General features: G+C 60.0%; 8 protein-coding genes, 6 rRNA genes and 1 pseudogene. 2 read left to right on the top strand and 13 right to left on the bottom strand.

Annotated elements, in window-relative coordinates; all coding sequences use genetic code 11:
* Positions 1 to 17 precede the first annotated feature (17 nt).
* The 6 genes from E5206_RS04240 to E5206_RS04215 form a co-directional block, all read right to left on the bottom strand.
* Positions 18 to 1,979 carry an NHL domain-containing thioredoxin family protein gene (locus tag E5206_RS04240; protein ID WP_136321397.1) on the bottom strand — a complete coding sequence of 654 codons (1,962 nt, stop codon included), beginning with the start codon at positions 1,977 to 1,979 and terminating at the stop codon, positions 18 to 20.
* A complete protein-coding gene (locus E5206_RS04235; RefSeq protein ID WP_240690121.1) occupies positions 1,979 to 4,015 on the bottom strand; it encodes a cytochrome c oxidase assembly protein in 2,037 nt (678 codons plus the stop codon). The genes E5206_RS04240 and E5206_RS04235 overlap by 1 nt, the downstream gene beginning before the upstream one ends.
* A gap of 256 nt (positions 4,016 to 4,271) precedes the next feature.
* Positions 4,272 to 4,559 carry an HU family DNA-binding protein gene (locus tag E5206_RS04230; RefSeq protein ID WP_011776355.1) on the bottom strand — a complete coding sequence of 96 codons (288 nt, stop codon included), beginning with the start codon at positions 4,557 to 4,559 and terminating at the stop codon, positions 4,272 to 4,274.
* A 340-nt stretch (positions 4,560 to 4,899) separates the two neighbouring features.
* Positions 4,900 to 5,016, bottom strand: a 5S ribosomal RNA gene (gene rrf, locus E5206_RS04225).
* A 237-nt stretch (positions 5,017 to 5,253) separates the two neighbouring features.
* Positions 5,254 to 8,380 (bottom strand): 23S ribosomal RNA (locus E5206_RS04220).
* A gap of 563 nt (positions 8,381 to 8,943) precedes the next feature.
* A 16S ribosomal RNA gene (locus E5206_RS04215) occupies positions 8,944 to 10,467 on the bottom strand.
* Together the 16S, 23S and 5S rRNA genes form the textbook arrangement of a ribosomal RNA operon.
* 857 nt (positions 10,468 to 11,324) lie before the next feature.
* On the opposite strand from E5206_RS04215, the gene E5206_RS19530 reads away from it, so the two are divergent.
* Positions 11,325 to 11,678, top strand: coding sequence for a hypothetical protein (locus tag E5206_RS19530; RefSeq protein ID WP_240690214.1), 354 nt, complete (start codon positions 11,325 to 11,327; stop codon positions 11,676 to 11,678).
* 252 nt (positions 11,679 to 11,930) lie between these two features.
* On the opposite strand, the pseudogene E5206_RS19525 reads toward E5206_RS19530, so the two are convergent.
* Positions 11,931 to 12,125: pseudogene (locus tag E5206_RS19525) on the bottom strand (hypothetical protein); the annotation flags it as partial.
* A gap of 155 nt (positions 12,126 to 12,280) precedes the next feature.
* Between E5206_RS19525 and E5206_RS19170 the strand changes: the two are divergent.
* Positions 12,281 to 12,400, top strand: coding sequence for a transposase (locus E5206_RS19170; protein WP_168709261.1), 120 nt, complete (start codon positions 12,281 to 12,283; stop codon positions 12,398 to 12,400).
* A 289-nt stretch (positions 12,401 to 12,689) separates the two neighbouring features.
* Here E5206_RS19170 and rrf (E5206_RS04200) read toward each other — a convergent pair.
* The 6 genes from rrf (E5206_RS04200) to rpmB all read right to left on the bottom strand — a co-directional run bounded on the left by rrf (E5206_RS04200) (position 12,690) and on the right by rpmB (position 19,605).
* Positions 12,690 to 12,806, bottom strand: a 5S ribosomal RNA gene (gene rrf, locus E5206_RS04200).
* Positions 12,807 to 13,043: 237 nt separating this feature from the next.
* Positions 13,044 to 16,170, bottom strand: a 23S ribosomal RNA gene (locus E5206_RS04195).
* 563 nt (positions 16,171 to 16,733) lie between these two features.
* A 16S ribosomal RNA gene (locus E5206_RS04190) occupies positions 16,734 to 18,257 on the bottom strand.
* 634 nt (positions 18,258 to 18,891) lie between these two features.
* The gene (gene rpsN / locus E5206_RS04185; RefSeq protein WP_136321394.1) at positions 18,892 to 19,197 is read right to left on the bottom strand and encodes a 30S ribosomal protein S14; all 306 of its coding nucleotides are present in this window, start codon (positions 19,195 to 19,197) and stop codon (positions 18,892 to 18,894) included.
* A 4-nt stretch (positions 19,198 to 19,201) separates the two neighbouring features.
* Complete coding sequence (rpmG, locus tag E5206_RS04180; RefSeq protein WP_013602737.1) at positions 19,202 to 19,369, bottom strand: 50S ribosomal protein L33; 168 nt, start codon at positions 19,367 to 19,369, stop codon at positions 19,202 to 19,204.
* Positions 19,369 to 19,605: a 50S ribosomal protein L28 gene (gene rpmB, locus E5206_RS04175; RefSeq protein ID WP_050687447.1), complete on the bottom strand. Its 237-nt coding sequence runs from the start codon at positions 19,603 to 19,605 to the stop codon at positions 19,369 to 19,371. Before rpmB ends, rpmG begins: the two co-directional genes overlap by 1 nt.
* Positions 19,606 to 20,085: the final 480 nt, after the last annotated feature.

The raw sequence follows: 20,085 nt of genomic DNA, 5'->3' as shown, positions 1-20,085 counted from the left end.
CGGACAGCAGCCGGGGGTCAGTCCATTCCGCGCAGGTCCAGCACCAGTTCGGTGTCGCCGTCGGACTGCAGCAGCACCGGGATGCCCCAGTCCTGCTGGTACAGGTGGCAGGCCGCGTGGTCCGGGATCTCGCCAGCCGCGTCCTCCGGGCCGTCGCAGGCCGCGGCGCGGGCGGTAATGTGCAGCACGCCCTCGGGGATGTCGGAGGCAAGTTCCAGGGTGCGGAGCAGGCCCACGGAGGTCCCGCCGCCGGCCAGCAGCAGCTCCGGCGGGGTGGAGGAGATCTTCAGCTGCGTGGGGTCGCCCCAGCGGTCGTCCAGCTTCTGGCCGGTCGGCGCAGTGAAACGGACCGTCAGCTCCAGCAGCCCGGGAGCCACGGGGCTCTTGGGCCGGTGGGTCTGCGCCGCGCCCTCGTCCACCTGTTGTGCTTCCTTCGGGATCGGCACATATACCAACTGGTGCTTGTTCGCCTCGACGACCACCAGCAGCGGCTCCGAACCGGCGGCGCGGGTGTGGTCCACGATCACGTCGGAGGGCTCGGACAGTCCGCGCGCCAGGGTGGAGACGGTGCCTGAGGCGGGGTCGTAGCGGCGGACGGCGCCGTTGTAGGTGTCGGCGACCGCCACCGAGCCGTCGGGCAGCACGGTGACGCCGAGCGGGTGCTGCAACCGGGCTTCGGCGGCGGGTCCGTCGCGGAAGCCGAAGTCGAACAGGCCCTTGCCCACGGCCGACTCGACGGTGATGCCGCCGCCGTCGCCGATCACGAGCTTGCGCAGCGCCGAGGTCTCGGAGTCCGCCACCCAGATGTTACCGTCGGCGTCCTCGGCGAGGCCGGAGGACTGGGCGAACCAGGCTTCGGCCGCCGGGCCGTCCAGCAGGCCCTCGAGCCCGTTGCCGGCGATGACGGACACGGCACCGGAAACCGGGTCGAAGCTGAAGATCTGGTGCACGCCGGCCATCGCCACCACCACGGCGTTGAGCCTGCTGGACCACACGACGTCCCATGGGGAGCTCAGCGAGACCGCGAGCGGATCGGCCTCCAGCCGGGCGCCGAAGGCCGCGCCCTCTTCATCCACGCGCGCCGGTCCGGTCTCGAGCAGCCGCTGGATACCGTTGCCGGCCAGGGTGCTGACGGTTCCGTCGGCGAGCGAGAGCCCGCGCAGCCGGTGGTTCACGGAGTCCGCGATGACGACGTCGTAGCCCGTCTCCGCCGCGGCGTCCGACGGGAGCAGGACGAGGCCCTGCGGCTCGTTGAACCGGGCTGTCGCGGCGTAGCCGTCGGCGTAGCCTTTTTCGCCGGAGCCATAGGTGCCCAGCACGGTCTGGAAATCGGTGGACAATTCCACCAGGCGGTGGTGGCCGGTGTCGGTGACCAGCCAGGAACCGGCCTCCGGTCCGGTTCCGATGCCGCGGCCGGCGGGGAGGTACAGGGCCTTGCCGGGGAAGCGCAAGGTGCCCGACGTCGGCTCCGGCGCCACGTAGGGGCCGCTGCCGCGGTGCAGGGTGCCCTTGGCCTCATGCTCGGCGATCAGCTCGGGGACCAGCACGGCAAGGCCGTCCGCGTGGCCTTCACCGGAGAGGTGGGCCACGATGTAGCCCTCGGGGTCGATGACCACCAGGGTGGGCCATGCGCGGGCGGTGTAAGCCTTCCAGGTGTCCAGTTCGGGATCGTCCAGGACGGGGTGGCGGATCTCGTAGCGTTCCACGGCTGCGGCAAGCGCCACCGGATCCGCCTCGTGCTCGAACTTGGGCGAGTGCACGCCTACGGTAACGAGGACATCCGAGTACTGCTGCTCCAGCGGACGGAGTTCGTCCAGCACGTGGAGGCAGTTGATGCAGCAGAAGGTCCAGAAGTCCAGCAACACGATCTTGCCGCGCAGGGATTCAAGGTCCAGGGGCTTGCCTCCGGTGTTCAGCCAATTGCGGCCCACCAGTTCAGAAGCCCGGACCCGGAGGTGGGTGCGTACAGTTTCGCTCATCAGCGTCCTTCCAGCTTTGAGTTGCGTTCGCCCAGCCTGGCATCTCGCTCCGCCAGCTTGGCAAACATATCGTTGTAAGCAGTGAGATCGGCGTCGTTATTCCGGTCCGCGGCCCGGTCGGTCCGCTTGGACTCGCGCGCATCGGAACGGGACCACATGACGGCGACGCCGATCGCCACCAGCAGGGTGGGCACTTCGCCGATGCCCCAGGCCACCGCACCGCCCATCTGCTGGTCCAGCAGTGCCGAGGGTCCCCAGGTCCGGCCGAGGTTGCCGAAGTAGTCCGCAGCAAGTAGCCCGGTCCCGCCCATGATCGAGACGCCGAAGAAGGCGTGGAAGCCCATCGTGGCCAGCAGCAGCAACAGCCGCATGGGGTAGGGCGCACGGCGGGGCAGCGGATCGGTGCCGATCATGGTCAGCACGAAGATGTAGCCGGTGAGGGCGAAGTGCAGGTTCATCAGCTCGTGGCCCACGTGGTCCCGCATGGCGTAGCCGAAGGCGTCCGAGTAGTAGAACAGCACGATCGAGCCGGCGAAGTTGGCCGCGGCGAACAGGGGGTGCGTCACGAGCTGGGAGAACTTCGAGTGCACGAAGATCAGCAACCATTCACGCGGCCCGCGGGAGCTGTCCCGCCGCGGCGCCAGTGCCCGCAGCGCCAGCGTGACGGGGGCGCCCAGCACCAGGAACAGCGGGGCCACCATGGTCAGCGCCATATGGTCCACCATGTGCGCCGAGAACAGTACGCGGCCATAGACCGACGGCGGCCCCGAGGTCACATACGTCAGCACAGCGAGTCCGATCACCCAGTTGATGGAGCGGAACCAGGACCAGGAGTCACCGCGCTGGAGGACCCTCCGGATGCCGAGGAAGTAGGCGACAAGGCCAAAGAGTACGACGGCGACCCACAGCCAGTCGAGGCGCCATTCGGTGAGCCAGCGGCCGGGTGTCAGTTCAGGCGGCAGTTCGTAGCCAGAGAGGATGAAGGCCGGGGAAGCATCGGGAGCGAAGGATGTGGGCTGCGGCGGGGCCGAGCGGCCCAGCGCGACGGCGATTCCCGACGTCGCGCCCATGATGGCCAGCTCCGCTGCGACGAGCTGCCAGAGGAGCCTGCGTGCGGATCTGCCGACCCCCTGGTCGCCCAGCTGCGGGATGACCCAGCGGCGGTGCATCAGGCCGATGCCGCCAAGCACCACGGTGGCTGCGGCCTTGGCCAGGATCAGTTGACCGTAGGCCGAGCCGAAGAGGTCCCCCCAGTTCGTGATGCGGATGCTGGCGTTGACCACGCCGGACGCGAAGACGAGGGCGAAGGCGAAGCCGGCAAGGGCGGAGAACCGGCGGAGCGTAGGTTCGGTGATATCAGGGTTTCCTGCGGCTTTCCCGCCCGCCCCGGCGCCGCCCAGGATCCCGGAAAGGAGCGCGAGCATGATGATCCCGCCGACCCAGACCGATACGCCGACCAGATGCAGCCCGAGGGAGTTGATCGCACCTTCGTGGTCGCTGGAACTGGAGGAGTGGCCGATCAGCGCTGCGGGAACGAGCCCGACCAGGGCAAGCAGCAGGGTTGCTGCCAGTCCGCCGCGGGAGCGGACCCCGAAGAGCGCGGTGGTGACCACGGCGGCAATGATGACCACGGTAAGCCAGGCCCGGCCGGTCTCGATGTCGGTCATGAAGTAGACGAGGGACCGGGTGAACTCAGGGTCGCCGGAAATCCCTTGTCCGGCGATATCCGAGTACCCCAGGACCAGCACGGAGATCGCCGACAGCGTCCAGACGGCTCCGGCGGCCGCGGTAATCGCCAGCGCACGGGCAAAGGCCGGATGTTCCGGGGCGCCACGGTCCTTGGACCGTGAGCCGTTCAGGGTCCGCGGCAGGATGGCGACGGCGAAGATGAGGCCCCCGATCACAGTGGCCAGGGAGACGTTATGGATCGCCTTGGCCACCGGCAGCCCCCAGCGGACCAGGGCGCCGGGGTCCGAGACTTCACGGGCGGCTGCGGCCCCGGAGAAGAGCAGTGCCGCTGCAAGGCCCAGGAACAGCGCGGCGAGGCCGGCGAGCTGCCAGGGGCGGGTGACTCCGTCCGCGCTGGCAGCAGGGCCCCGCGCTCCCCGTGTGGGGGTTGGCGCTGTGGCTTTGGAAGAGGGTTTTGCTGCGGAAGGCACATGTCCATTGTCCGCTATGCCCGTCTGCTCGCCGAATCGTGGGGTGTGCGGGCGCCCATGACCACATCCGGGTTAACGAAAAAGGAGCGGCAACCCTGGGGTTGCCGCTCCTTTCAAGCATTCGGGAAGAAGACTACTTCTTCTTGGCGACTGCAGCCTTCAGCTTGGAGCCGGCGGTCAGCTTGACGCTGTGGCCAGCGGCGATCTGGATGGTCTCGCCGGTCTGCGGGTTGCGGCCGGTGCGGGCTGCACGGTCGGTGCGCTCAACTGCGAGCCAGCCCGGGATGGTGATCTTCTCGCCCGCGGCGACAGAGGTCTCGAAAACCTCGAACAGTGCATCGAGCACGGAGTTGACGGCTGCCTGGCTGGTGCCGGCCTTGCCCGCTACCTCTGCAACAAGTTCACTACGGTTCTTAGCCATTTATGTCCTCCTGGACGGTCATGATTTCTGGAGCCTGCACACGGCATGCGTACAAGCCACTGTTCGAAAACTTACCAGCTTGCCGCCGCAGAGACCGCAAATTCCGCGTGTTTTCGGCCTTTTTTGGGGAAAATCACCGGAATCGTCAGCTTTCGAGGTCAAATTCCGCCATCTGCCGGCGTTCCCTCAGGTCCTGCGGGTTCCCGGGGCGGCGTTCCCTCAGGTTCCGCGGGTTCCCGGTTCCGGGACCGGCGGCGGGCGGTGTGGGAGTGGCGTGTTGGTGGTGGGTTTTAAATGGCGCGAGCCCCGACCGGGGGTCGGGGCTCGTGCTCTAAATAGTGTCCGGCGGTGTCCTACTCTCCCACACCCTCCCGGGTGCAGTACCATCGGCGCTGTGGGTCTTAGCTTCCGGGTTCGGAATGGGACCGGGCGTTTCCCCCACGCTATGACCGCCGTAACCCTTGCTCCGCACCTGGCACCCTGGTGGGTGTGGTGGGAAATCTGTGGTTACAACCTGTCCGCTGCATGTGTGTGCAGTGGTGGTGTTGTTGTGTTGTGGTGGTGTTCCCTGGTGCAACGTGCCCGTGGTGCGGGTTTGTTGTTTGGGAACCACATAGTGGACGCAAGCAGTCTTGTTTCTTTGTACTCTCTTCATGGTGTGAGCGTCTTTTGAATCCGTTCACGAAGAGAGTGTGTGGTGTAAGTTATCGGCCTATTAGTACCGGTCAGCTTCAACAGTCTTTAGTCCTGTCTTCCACGTCCGGCCTATCAACCCAGTGGTCTGGCTGGGGGCCTCTCACACACAAGGTGTATGGAAATCTCATCTCGAAGCGAGCTTCCCGCTTAGATGCTTTCAGCGGTTATCCCATCCGAACGTAGCTAATCAGCGGTGCACTTGGCAGTACAACTGACACACCAGAGGTTCGTCCGTCCCGGTCCTCTCGTACTAAGGACAGCCCTTCTCAAATTTCCTGCGCGCGCAGCGGATAGGGACCGAACTGTCTCACGACGTTCTAAACCCAGCTCGCGTACCGCTTTAATGGGCGAACAGCCCAACCCTTGGGACCTACTCCAGCCCCAGGATGCGACGAGCCGACATCGAGGTGCCAAACCATGCCGTCGATATGGACTCTTGGGCAAGATCAGCCTGTTATCCCCGAGGTACCTTTTATCCGTTGAGCGACGGCCATTCCACAATGTACCGCCGGATCACTAGTCCCGACTTTCGTCCCTGCTCGAGATGTCTCTCTCACAGTCAAGCTCCCTTGTGCACTTACACTCGACACCTGATTGCCAACCAGGCTGAGGGAACCTTTGGGCGCCTCCGTTACTTTTTAGGAGGCAACCGCCCCAGTTAAACTACCCATCAGGCACTGTCCCTGACCCGGATTACGGGCCGAAGTTAGATGTCCAAAGTGACCAGAGTGGTATTTCAACGATGACTCCACCCGGACTGGCGTCCGGGCTTCCACGTCTCCCACCTATCCTACACAAGCCACTCCGAACACCAATACCAAACTATAGTAAAGGTCTCGGGGTCTTTCCGTCCTGCTGCGCGTAACGAGCATCTTTACTCGTACTGCAATTTCGCCGAGTTTATGGTTGAGACAGCGGGGAAGTCGTTACTCCATTCGTGCAGGTCGGAACTTACCCGACAAGGAATTTCGCTACCTTAGGATGGTTATAGTTACCACCGCCGTTTACTGGGGCTTGAATTCTCAGCTTCGCCTTGCGGCTAACCGGTCCTCTTAACCTTCCAGCACCGGGCAGGAGTCAGTCCGTATACATCGTCTTGCGACTTCGCACGGACCTGTGTTTTTAGTAAACAGTCGCTTCCCCCTGGTCTCTGCGGCCCCTGCACGCTCCGGACAGCTTGTGTCCATCACGCTGGGGGCCCCCCTTCTCCCGAAGTTACGGGGGCATTTTGCCGAGTTCCTTAACCATAATTCTCTCGATCGCCTTAGTATTCTCTACCTGATCACCTGTGTCGGTTTGGGGTACGGGCGGCTAAAACCTCGCGTCGATGCTTTTCTCGGCAGCATAGGATCACCGGATCCCCCCGTGAGGGGGTCCCATCGGGTCTCAGGCATCATGAACGGCGGATTTGCCTACCGTTCGCCCTACATCCTTAGACCGGGGCAACCATCGCCCGGCCCGGCTACCTTCCTGCGTCACACCTGTTAATACGCTTGCCTCCCAGGATCAGGTCCCGCGCTCCACCAAAACCCTCACACCACAAGGGCGGTCGGGCAGGTCTCGGGCGGTTAGTATCCCCTGTTCAGCATGGGCGGTTTTTCGCCGGTACGGGAATATCAACCCGTTGTCCATCGACTACGCCTGTCGGCCTCGCCTTAGGTCCCGACTTACCCAGGGCAGATTAGCTTGACCCTGGAACCCTTGATCATTCGGCGGACGGGTTTCTCACCCGTCTTTCGCTACTCATGCCTGCATTCTCACTCGTGTAGGCTCCACCGCTGGTTTACACCGCGACTTCACTGCCCACACGACGCTCCCCTACCACTCCAGACACCTGAACCACGAAGGCTAGGCACTTGTCTGAAATCCACAACTTCGGCGGTGTACTTGAGCCCCGCTACATTGTCGGCGCGGAATCACTTGACCAGTGAGCTATTACGCACTCTTTTAAGGATGGCTGCTTCTAAGCCAACCTCCTGGTTGTCTTCGCAACTCCACATCCTTTCCCACTTAGCACACGCTTAGGGGCCTTAGTTGGTGGTCTGGGCTGTTTCCCTCTCGACTATGAAGCTTATCCCCCACAGTCTCACTGCTGCGCTCTCACTTACCGGCATTCGGAGTTTGGCTGACGTCAGTAACCTTGTAGGGCCCATTAGCCATCCAGTAGCTCTACCTCCGGTAAGAAACACGCAACGCTGCACCTAAATGCATTTCGGGGAGAACCAGCTATCACGAAGTTTGATTGGCCTTTCACCCCTACCCACAGCTCATCCCCTCCATTTTCAACTGAAGTGGGTTCGGTCCTCCACGACGTCTTACCGTCGCTTCAACCTGGCCATGGGTAGATCACTTCGCTTCGGGTCTAGATCACGCCACTGCAACGCCCTGTTCAGACTCGCTTTCGCTACGGCTTCCCCACACGGGTTAACCTCGCGACGTAACACTAACTCGCAGGCTCATTCTTCAAAAGGCACGCCGTCACCAGAATCAGACTGGCTCCGACGGATTGTAAGCACACGGTTTCAGGTACTGTTTCACTCCCCTCCCGGGGTACTTTTCACCTTTCCCTCACGGTACTGGTCCGCTATCGGTCATTAGGGAGTATTTAGGCTTATCAGGTGGTCCTGACAGATTCACACGGGATTTCTCGGGCCCCGTGCTACTTGGGATACTCTCCAGGCGGTATGACAACATTTCGGTTACGGGGCTCACACCCTCTCTGGCCGGCCTTTCAAGACCGTTCACCTATGCCCACACTTCGCACCTCACCAGTCCGGCAGAACTGGTACGGAAAGTCCCACAACCCCGACCATGCAACGCCCGCCGGCTATCACACATGGAACGGTTTAGCCTGATCCGCGTTCGCTCGCCACTACTGACGGAATCACTATTGTTTTCTCTTCCTGCGGGTACTGAGATGTTTCACTTCCCCGCGTTCCCTCCACACACCCTATGTGTTCAGATGCGGGTCACCAGGCAGCTCGCGCCCCTGGCGGGGTTTCCCCATTCGGACACCCTGGGATCACAGTCCGGTTATCGACTCCCCCAGGCTTATCGCAGATTCCTACGTCCTTCTTCGGCTCCTAATGCCAAGGCATCCACCGTGTGCTCTTAAAAACTTGACCACAAAAGATCAAAAACGCTATTTTCGAGAGAACCACGGAAACCACACCGCCACCAGCCACACCCCCGAAGAGGCACAACCACGCAACGGCACAGATCCAGGTTCATATTCTTGGAAATTGCTTCTTATAAAAGATGCTCGCGTCCACTATGTAGTTCTCAAACAACAACCCCGTACCACACACCCCACACACCAGCCCCGCCAAAGCAGGAACCGGAACCGTGTGATCGGTGCAGCCAGGAAACCAGAAACAAACAAACCCACACCACACCCCGCCCGCCCCCACAAGGGAACAAACAGACATGCGGCATGGCCCTGTTGCCTCAGGACCCAACAGTGTGCCAAACACTACCCGGCGGACCATCCCGGCGAGCGTTCCAGGACAGGACACCCCGAAGGGAACCCGTCCGTACTAGCTGCCGGCCTGTGCCGCCAGGCACCTATCTGCTGATATTCCACCCGTGAGCACCCGCCGCAGAACAATCGCCTGCGCAACGGGCCTACTCCTGACAACCCCTGAACACCCGCATACACGGGGCACGGAAAGTTGTAGGTGCTCCTTAGAAAGGAGGTGATCCAGCCGCACCTTCCGGTACGGCTACCTTGTTACGACTTAGTCCCAATCGCCAGTCCCACCTTCGACAGCTCCCTCCCACAAGGGGTTAGGCCACCGGCTTCGGGTGTTACCAACTTTCGTGACTTGACGGGCGGTGTGTACAAGGCCCGGGAACGTATTCACCGCAGCGTTGCTGATCTGCGATTACTAGCGACTCCGACTTCATGGGGTCGAGTTGCAGACCCCAATCCGAACTGAGACCGGCTTTTTGGGATTAGCTCCACCTCACAGTATCGCAACCCTTTGTACCGGCCATTGTAGCATGCGTGAAGCCCAAGACATAAGGGGCATGATGATTTGACGTCGTCCCCACCTTCCTCCGAGTTGACCCCGGCAGTCTCCTATGAGTCCCCGCCATCACGCGCTGGCAACATAGAACGAGGGTTGCGCTCGTTGCGGGACTTAACCCAACATCTCACGACACGAGCTGACGACAACCATGCACCACCTGTGAACCGGCCGCAAGCGGGGCACCTGTCTCCAGATGTTTCCAGTCCATGTCAAGCCTTGGTAAGGTTCTTCGCGTTGCATCGAATTAATCCGCATGCTCCGCCGCTTGTGCGGGCCCCCGTCAATTCCTTTGAGTTTTAGCCTTGCGGCCGTACTCCCCAGGCGGGGCACTTAATGCGTTAGCTACGGTACGGAGAACGTGGAATGTCCCCCACACCTAGTGCCCAACGTTTACGGCATGGACTACCAGGGTATCTAATCCTGTTCGCTCCCCATGCTTTCGCTCCTCAGCGTCAGTTAATGCCCAGAGACCTGCCTTCGCCATCGGTGTTCCTCCTGATATCTGCGCATTTCACCGCTACACCAGGAATTCCAGTCTCCCCTACATCACTCTAGTCTGCCCGTACCCACCGCAGATCCGGAGTTGAGCCCCGGACTTTCACGGCAGACGCGACAAACCGCCTACGAGCTCTTTACGCCCAATAATTCCGGATAACGCTTGCGCCCTACGTATTACCGCGGCTGCTGGCACGTAGTTAGCCGGCGCTTCTTCTGCAGGTACCGTCACTTTCGCTTCTTCCCTACTGAAAGAGGTTTACAACCCGAAGGCCGTCATCCCTCACGCGGCGTCGCTGCATCAGGCTTGCGCCCATTGTGCAATATTCCCCACTGCTGCCTCCCGTAGGAGTCTGGGCCGTGTCTCAGTCCCAGTGTGGCCGGTCACCCTCTCAGGCCGGCTACCCGTCGTCGCCTTGGTGAGCCATTACCTCACCAACAAGCTGATAGGCCGCGAGTCCATCCAAAACCACAATAAAGCTTTCCACCCCCCACCATGCGATGAGGAGTCATATCCGGTATTAGACCCAGTTTCCCAGGCTTATCCCAGAGTTAAGGGCAGGTTACTCACGTGTTACTCACCCGTTCGCCACTAATCCCCCCACAAGTGAGGTTCATCGTTCGACTTGCATGTGTTAAGCACGCCGCCAGCGTTCATCCTGAGCCAGGATCAAACTCTCCGTTGAAGTAAAACAAAAACAGACACAACCAACAGGCCCACGGGAAAACGCGGACCCAGGCTGCACAAAATTTGAAACCAGCTGTAAAAACCAGACCACACCACGGGGTGGCGGATCCAGTCAATTCAACCAATCCAATACAATAAATTGGTATCAACAAACTTGGCACACTATTGAGTTCTCAAACAACAGACACACCCGGCACCACCCGGACCACACGGTCCAGGATCGCTCCGGAGCAACCTAACAAACTTACCCGAACCCGGAAAACAAAGCAAATCAACGTTTCCGCAATCCGCACCCTCCCGGGAAGGCCCCCACCCGCATCCGTTGCGCACGAAGGCGTCAACCAGATACTGGCTTTGAATTTTAGGGGATTGGCCGCCGTGGTTTCCAGTGTTTCCGCTGGTCTCCCTCTCGGCGACTTAGAAAACAATACACCCACTTGGCCTCCAACGCAAACCCACCCGGGTATCACCTCCGTTGCAGCCCAAAAAGCCTGCCAGTCCGGGCCAGAACGGCCCCCACCCCGCCCAAACAACCGTTGGTCTCAGCACCAAGAAACGTGTCCTCCGCCACCGCAGTAGACCTCCCCGATGGAGAGCATCGAGTGCTGAGGGCACAACCTGATACAACCAGCCGACGCCTGCGCCAGATCTTCCAGGCCAACGTGCTGTGGCATTCAACGGACCTTCGAGAGGATAGGCGTGGTTTGGTGATATTGCCGTGCGTACGTCACCGGCCATCTCTGAGGTAGTGTCACCGCCACGGGGACAGGGTAGATCACGGACGGCAATGAGACACCCGAACGCCGCCCGCCCCCGCGGCGAGAACGGAAGTTCACGGTCGGCCTGCTCGCCCTCGTGCTGCTCATCCTCCACACCGCGGTCTTCACCTTCAGTTACTTTGCAGCCGGAGCCGGCGTCGACGCAGGCATCGGTGTGGGCCTGCTTGTCGTCTTCTTCACGCTGCCCCTTGCCCTTTACGAGATTTTCCTCGGCGTTCTCTCCCTCGCCGGAGAGCAAGGCAGAATCCCGGGGTCCATCGCGCTGAAAATCACGTCCACGGTACTCCTGTTTGCCATCTACAAATCCGTCGAACCCCAGGTCATCTACGGCTTCCTGGTACACAACGCAGGGAGAGCCTTGCCGACCTTCTCCGGGGGTCAAGCCACGTCCAGCCAACATGCTGGCTCGTCCGCCCGTTTGCCCGGATAGGCCGCCTGCTGCGAGTAGGCATCTGAGTCTGTAGTTGGTGAAGTTGCGCAAGCCGCGAGGGATGCTGCGCGCGGTTTCGACGACGCCGTCGATCGATTGGGGCCCGTTTGAGGCGCCGTTGTTGTCGAAGGAGGCCAGGGTCGCTGTTTTCCACGTCCGCAGGGTCCGGCGGATCCCGTCGAGCTCATCGCTCTGGACCCGCCGGCGGACCATGGCGGACCCGAACTTCACGATATGGAACGCGTCCAGGACAGTGATGGCTTCGGGCAGCTCGTCACGGATCGCGTTCGCGTAGCCATGGAACGGGTCCAGCGCGCCGGTTCTGATGCCGGCGATGAAATCCGCGCCGCATTCTTGGAGCCAGCACGGGCCGTGAGTTTCGCCCGGGGAACTGCCAGCGGGTGTTCTTCGGTGAACGTGGTCCTCGGGCAGTCCGGGTCCGGGCACCGCCAGAGACGCTTCGCCCACAGCAGCCGCACGGTGCGGCCGAATCAGGGGATGTCCTGGAGGCGCACGTGCCGGCGGCTGTGCCGGACCGCGGCGTCGCCGCGGTCCGGGCAGCCACTGAACCGGGGCCGTGCCGGTCGCGTGACAGAGCTAACGTGGATGCCTTCGACACCAACGGCGCCTCCATCAGGCCCGCCGAAGCGATGAACGGCGCCATCAAAACCGCCCGCCGTATCGCTCGCGGCTTCCGCAATTTCCCCAACTACTGTCAATAGCCAATAGTTTGTACCCACGGGCAGCCAGCAAATGCCCGCGGCGGTCCGCGTTGCATCTCTCGATGGTTGGTCCTCCGGATACTGGCGGTGGTCTTCCATCCGTTCGATGTCACGGTTCTGCCGGCGACGTGCCTCTGCCTAGTGATTTTGCTTAACTTCCCGCTTGAGCACGGGGTGTGAGGGAAGGTTCGTGTCTTGAGCGCGAGGTGTGAAGGGGCGTGTGGATTTCGGGGTTAAATGCGGGAGAGCCCCAACCGTGTGGTTGGGGCTCTCGACCGTGTTAATGGTTGTCCGGCGGTGTCCTACTCTCCCACACCCTCCCGGGTGCAGTACCATCGGCGCTGTGGGTCTTAGCTTCCGGGTTCGGAATGGGACCGGGCGTTTCCCCCACGCTATGACCGCCGTAACCCTTGCTCCGCACCTGGCACCCTGGTGGGTGTGGTGGGAAATCTGTGGTTACAACCTGTCCGCTGCATGTGTGTGCAGTGGTGGTGTTGTTGTGTTGTGGTGGTGTTCCCTGGTGCAACGTGCCCGTGGTGCGGGTTTGTTGTTTGGGAACCACATAGTGGACGCAAGCAGTCTTGTTTCTTTGTACTCTCTTCATGGTGTGAGCGTCTTTTGAATCCGTTCACGAAGAGAGTGTGTGGTGTAAGTTATCGGCCTATTAGTACCGGTCAGCTTCAACAGTCTTTAGTCCTGTCTTCCACGTCCGGCCTATCAACCCAGTGGTCTGGCTGGGGGCCTCTCACACACAAGGTGTATGGAAATCTCATCTCGAAGCGAGCTTCCCGCTTAGATGCTTTCAGCGGTTATCCCATCCGAACGTAGCTAATCAGCGGTGCACTTGGCAGTACAACTGACACACCAGAGGTTCGTCCGTCCCGGTCCTCTCGTACTAAGGACAGCCCTTCTCAAATTTCCTGCGCGCGCAGCGGATAGGGACCGAACTGTCTCACGACGTTCTAAACCCAGCTCGCGTACCGCTTTAATGGGCGAACAGCCCAACCCTTGGGACCTACTCCAGCCCCAGGATGCGACGAGCCGACATCGAGGTGCCAAACCATGCCGTCGATATGGACTCTTGGGCAAGATCAGCCTGTTATCCCCGAGGTACCTTTTATCCGTTGAGCGACGGCCATTCCACAATGTACCGCCGGATCACTAGTCCCGACTTTCGTCCCTGCTCGAGATGTCTCTCTCACAGTCAAGCTCCCTTGTGCACTTACACTCGACACCTGATTGCCAACCAGGCTGAGGGAACCTTTGGGCGCCTCCGTTACTTTTTAGGAGGCAACCGCCCCAGTTAAACTACCCATCAGGCACTGTCCCTGACCCGGATTACGGGCCGAAGTTAGATGTCCAAAGTGACCAGAGTGGTATTTCAACGATGACTCCACCCGGACTGGCGTCCGGGCTTCCACGTCTCCCACCTATCCTACACAAGCCACTCCGAACACCAATACCAAACTATAGTAAAGGTCTCGGGGTCTTTCCGTCCTGCTGCGCGTAACGAGCATCTTTACTCGTACTGCAATTTCGCCGAGTTTATGGTTGAGACAGCGGGGAAGTCGTTACTCCATTCGTGCAGGTCGGAACTTACCCGACAAGGAATTTCGCTACCTTAGGATGGTTATAGTTACCACCGCCGTTTACTGGGGCTTGAATTCTCAGCTTCGCCTTGCGGCTAACCGGTCCTCTTAACCTTCCAGCACCGGGCAGGAGTCAGTCCGTATACATCGTCTTGCGACTTCGCACGGACCTGTGTTTTTAGTAAACAGTCGCTTCCCCCTGGTCTCTGCGGCCCCTGCACGCTCCGGACAGCTTGTGTCCATCACGCTGGGGGCCCCCCTTCTCCCGAAGTTACGGGGGCATTTTGCCGAGTTCCTTAACCATAATTCTCTCGATCGCCTTAGTATTCTCTACCTGATCACCTGTGTCGGTTTGGGGTACGGGCGGCTAAAACCTCGCGTCGATGCTTTTCTCGGCAGCATAGGATCACCGGATCCCCCCGTGAGGGGGTCCCATCGGGTCTCAGGCATCATGAACGGCGGATTTGCCTACCGTTCGCCCTACATCCTTAGACCGGGGCAACCATCGCCCGGCCCGGCTACCTTCCTGCGTCACACCTGTTAATACGCTTGCCTCCCAGGATCAGGTCCCGCGCTCCACCAAAACCCTCACACCACAAGGGCGGTCGGGCAGGTCTCGGGCGGTTAGTATCCCCTGTTCAGCATGGGCGGTTTTTCGCCGGTACGGGAATATCAACCCGTTGTCCATCGACTACGCCTGTCGGCCTCGCCTTAGGTCCCGACTTACCCAGGGCAGATTAGCTTGACCCTGGAACCCTTGATCATTCGGCGGACGGGTTTCTCACCCGTCTTTCGCTACTCATGCCTGCATTCTCACTCGTGTAGGCTCCACCGCTGGTTTACACCGCGACTTCACTGCCCACACGACGCTCCCCTACCACTCCAGACACCTGAACCACGAAGGCTAGGCACTTGTCTGAAATCCACAACTTCGGCGGTGTACTTGAGCCCCGCTACATTGTCGGCGCGGAATCACTTGACCAGTGAGCTATTACGCACTCTTTTAAGGATGGCTGCTTCTAAGCCAACCTCCTGGTTGTCTTCGCAACTCCACATCCTTTCCCACTTAGCACACGCTTAGGGGCCTTAGTTGGTGGTCTGGGCTGTTTCCCTCTCGACTATGAAGCTTATCCCCCACAGTCTCACTGCTGCGCTCTCACTTACCGGCATTCGGAGTTTGGCTGACGTCAGTAACCTTGTAGGGCCCATTAGCCATCCAGTAGCTCTACCTCCGGTAAGAAACACGCAACGCTGCACCTAAATGCATTTCGGGGAGAACCAGCTATCACGAAGTTTGATTGGCCTTTCACCCCTACCCACAGCTCATCCCCTCCATTTTCAACTGAAGTGGGTTCGGTCCTCCACGACGTCTTACCGTCGCTTCAACCTGGCCATGGGTAGATCACTTCGCTTCGGGTCTAGATCACGCCACTGCAACGCCCTGTTCAGACTCGCTTTCGCTACGGCTTCCCCACACGGGTTAACCTCGCGACGTAACACTAACTCGCAGGCTCATTCTTCAAAAGGCACGCCGTCACCAGAATCAGACTGGCTCCGACGGATTGTAAGCACACGGTTTCAGGTACTGTTTCACTCCCCTCCCGGGGTACTTTTCACCTTTCCCTCACGGTACTGGTCCGCTATCGGTCATTAGGGAGTATTTAGGCTTATCAGGTGGTCCTGACAGATTCACACGGGATTTCTCGGGCCCCGTGCTACTTGGGATACTCTCCAGGCGGTATGACAACATTTCGGTTACGGGGCTCACACCCTCTCTGGCCGGCCTTTCAAGACCGTTCACCTATGCCCACACTTCGCACCTCACCAGTCCGGCAGAACTGGTACGGAAAGTCCCACAACCCCGACCATGCAACGCCCGCCGGCTATCACACATGGAACGGTTTAGCCTGATCCGCGTTCGCTCGCCACTACTGACGGAATCACTATTGTTTTCTCTTCCTGCGGGTACTGAGATGTTTCACTTCCCCGCGTTCCCTCCACACACCCTATGTGTTCAGATGCGGGTCACCAGGCAGCTCGCGCCCCTGGCGGGGTTTCCCCATTCGGACACCCTGGGATCACAGTCCGGTTATCGACTCCCCCAGGCTTATCGCAGATTCCTACGTCCTTCTTCGGCTCCTAATGCCAAGGCATCCACCGTGTGCTCTTAAAAACTTGACCACAAAAGATCAAAAACGCTATTTTCGAGAGAACCACGGAAACCACACCGCCACCAGCCACACCCCCGAAGAGGCACAACCACGCAACGGCACAGATCCAGGTTCATATTCTTGGAAATTGCTTCTTATAAAAGATGCTCGCGTCCACTATGTAGTTCTCAAACAACAACCCCGTACCACACACCCCACACACCAGCCCCGCCAAAGCAGGAACCGGAACCGTGTGATCGGTGCAGCCAGGAAACCAGAAACAAACAAACCCACACCACACCCCGCCCGCCCCCACAAGGGAACAAACAGACATGCGGCATGGCCCTGTTGCCTCAGGACCCAACAGTGTGCCAAACACTACCCGGCGGACCATCCCGGCGAGCGTTCCAGGACAGGACACCCCGAAGGGAACCCGTCCGTACTAGCTGCCGGCCTGTGCCGCCAGGCACCTATCTGCTGATATTCCACCCGTGAGCACCCGCCGCAGAACAATCGCCTGCGCAACGGGCCTACTCCTGACAACCCCTGAACACCCGCATACACGGGGCACGGAAAGTTGTAGGTGCTCCTTAGAAAGGAGGTGATCCAGCCGCACCTTCCGGTACGGCTACCTTGTTACGACTTAGTCCCAATCGCCAGTCCCACCTTCGACAGCTCCCTCCCACAAGGGGTTAGGCCACCGGCTTCGGGTGTTACCAACTTTCGTGACTTGACGGGCGGTGTGTACAAGGCCCGGGAACGTATTCACCGCAGCGTTGCTGATCTGCGATTACTAGCGACTCCGACTTCATGGGGTCGAGTTGCAGACCCCAATCCGAACTGAGACCGGCTTTTTGGGATTAGCTCCACCTCACAGTATCGCAACCCTTTGTACCGGCCATTGTAGCATGCGTGAAGCCCAAGACATAAGGGGCATGATGATTTGACGTCGTCCCCACCTTCCTCCGAGTTGACCCCGGCAGTCTCCTATGAGTCCCCGCCATCACGCGCTGGCAACATAGAACGAGGGTTGCGCTCGTTGCGGGACTTAACCCAACATCTCACGACACGAGCTGACGACAACCATGCACCACCTGTGAACCGGCCGCAAGCGGGGCACCTGTCTCCAGATGTTTCCAGTCCATGTCAAGCCTTGGTAAGGTTCTTCGCGTTGCATCGAATTAATCCGCATGCTCCGCCGCTTGTGCGGGCCCCCGTCAATTCCTTTGAGTTTTAGCCTTGCGGCCGTACTCCCCAGGCGGGGCACTTAATGCGTTAGCTACGGTACGGAGAACGTGGAATGTCCCCCACACCTAGTGCCCAACGTTTACGGCATGGACTACCAGGGTATCTAATCCTGTTCGCTCCCCATGCTTTCGCTCCTCAGCGTCAGTTAATGCCCAGAGACCTGCCTTCGCCATCGGTGTTCCTCCTGATATCTGCGCATTTCACCGCTACACCAGGAATTCCAGTCTCCCCTACATCACTCTAGTCTGCCCGTACCCACCGCAGATCCGGAGTTGAGCCCCGGACTTTCACGGCAGACGCGACAAACCGCCTACGAGCTCTTTACGCCCAATAATTCCGGATAACGCTTGCGCCCTACGTATTACCGCGGCTGCTGGCACGTAGTTAGCCGGCGCTTCTTCTGCAGGTACCGTCACTTTCGCTTCTTCCCTACTGAAAGAGGTTTACAACCCGAAGGCCGTCATCCCTCACGCGGCGTCGCTGCATCAGGCTTGCGCCCATTGTGCAATATTCCCCACTGCTGCCTCCCGTAGGAGTCTGGGCCGTGTCTCAGTCCCAGTGTGGCCGGTCACCCTCTCAGGCCGGCTACCCGTCGTCGCCTTGGTGAGCCATTACCTCACCAACAAGCTGATAGGCCGCGAGTCCATCCAAAACCACAATAAAGCTTTCCACCCCCCACCATGCGATGAGGAGTCATATCCGGTATTAGACCCAGTTTCCCAGGCTTATCCCAGAGTTAAGGGCAGGTTACTCACGTGTTACTCACCCGTTCGCCACTAATCCCCCCACAAGTGAGGTTCATCGTTCGACTTGCATGTGTTAAGCACGCCGCCAGCGTTCATCCTGAGCCAGGATCAAACTCTCCGTTGAAGTAAAACAAAAACAGACACAACCAACAGGCCCACGGGAAAACGCGGACCCAGGCTGCACAAAATTTGAAACCAGCTGTAAAAACCAGACCACACCACGGGGTGGCGGATCCAGTCAATTCAACCAATCCAATACAATAAATTGGTATCAACAAACTTGGCACACTATTGAGTTCTCAAACAACAGACACACCCGGCACCACCCGGACCACACGGTCCAGGATCGCTCCGGAGCAACCTAACAAACTTACCCGAACCCGGAAAACAAAGCAAATCAACGTTTCCGCAATCCGCACCCTCCCGGGAAGGCCCCCACCCGCATCCGGCACACACAAAGTGCGCCATTTTCCAGGCTGTTCATCAAGGGGGTCGGTCGCTATCTTTCCGCATCAGCGGCGGCGACTCGAATGACTTTACACGCCCCACGCACCCGGCGCAAATCCACCTCCGGAGGCACCAGAATCCGCGGCAATCCGGACCAAAACAGGCTATCGGGCTCCCAACCGGGGCGCCGGCGTCGTAAATCCAGCCTGTGCGGTGCATCACCTAACGGGAGGCTAACGGGCGACGCAAAAAGGGCCGGCAACCAAACGGTTGCCGGCCCTTTTCAAGCCACTGGCTTCAGGGGTGCTGAATTACCAGGAAGACTTCGTGATGCCCGGGAGCTCACCGCGGTGAGCCATGTCGCGGAAGCGAACACGGGAGATGCCGAACTTCTGGAAGGTACCGCGCGGGCGGCCATCGATGATGTCGCGGTTACGCAGACGTACCGGCGACGCGTTGCGGGGCAGCTTCTGCAGGCCGAGGCGTGCAGCTTCCCGTGCTTCGTCGGTCGAGTTGGGGTTAACCAGGGCCTTCTTCAGTTCGAGGCGCTTTGCGGCGTAACGCTCGACGATGACTTTACGCTGTTCGTTCTTAGCAATCATTGACTTCTTAGCCATGTGTTTAGCGCTCCTCTCGGAATTCGACGTGCTGGCGGATTTTGGGGTCGTACTTCTTCAGGACCATGCGGTCCGGATCGTTACGACGGTTCTTGCGCGTCACGTAGGTGTAACCCGTGCCCGCGGTCGACTTGAGCTTGATGATCGGACGTACGTCCTTGTCCTTTGCCACTAGAGCTTCACTCCTCGTGCCAGGATGGCGGCGACTACTACGTCGATGCCACGTACGTCGATGGTCTTGATGCCCTTTGCAGAAACCTGCAGCGTGACATTACGGCGCAGGGACGGAACCCAGTAGCGCTTCTTCTGGATGTTCGGGTCGAACCGGCGCTTGTTGCGGCGGTGCGAGTGCGAAATGCTGTGTCCAAAGCCCGGCTCGGCTCCGGTCACCTGGCAGTGTGCTGCCATGACGACTCTCCTCAAAAATAAATGAAACGGTTGGCGGAGTTCCCGCATAACCGTGCGATAGGCAGCGTCCGCATCCAGCCCCCGCCCAGATAACTCCGCATTTGTGGAACAGACGAAAAACCGGCTGTTTCCTCATTGCGGCGAAAATTGTGGGCCACGGGCACCGGGCAGTGGCAAGCCTTGGGAAAGCCACTACGAAGTACCGGGATGCTGGGCGAATACAGGAGTGCGCGCAACTTGAGCCCCTAACTACCGGCCATCAGGACCGTCGATTTCTCAGACAGATCCTGCCAACCGGAGCAATTGCACACGCTCCGCGCCACCTAGCGCCTCCCAAGTCTACGAGCTAGGCGAATTAAAGACCAATCCTGCGTTGCCGGGAGGAGCCGGGGGTGTATAAGGGCAGGCGGCACCGAACCGGATGTCATATCCCCGCCGTAGTGTTTTCACAGCCAAATGAAAGGCGGCAGGTGGACTCTG

The sequence above is a fragment of the Arthrobacter sp. PAMC25564 genome (assembly GCF_004798705.1).
Taxonomy (GTDB): Bacteria; Actinomycetota; Actinomycetes; order Actinomycetales; family Micrococcaceae; genus Arthrobacter.
Note: the sequence above shows the minus strand (reverse complement) of the source record. Positions and strands in the feature narration are given on the sequence as shown.

Excerpts from the sequence above, each read along its gene's own strand:
- E5206_RS04240 (WP_136321397.1), bottom strand. The coding sequence starts at position 1,979 with ATGAGCGAAACTGTACGCACCCACCTCCGGGTCCGGGCTTCTGAACTG.
- E5206_RS04230 (WP_011776355.1), bottom strand. The coding sequence starts at position 4,559 with ATGGCTAAGAACCGTAGTGAACTTGTTGCAGAGGTAGCGGGCAAGGCC.
- rpsN (WP_136321394.1), bottom strand. The coding sequence starts at position 19,197 with ATGGCTAAGAAGTCAATGATTGCTAAGAACGAACAGCGTAAAGTCATC.
- rpmB (WP_050687447.1), bottom strand. The coding sequence starts at position 19,605 with ATGGCAGCACACTGCCAGGTGACCGGAGCCGAGCCGGGCTTTGGACAC.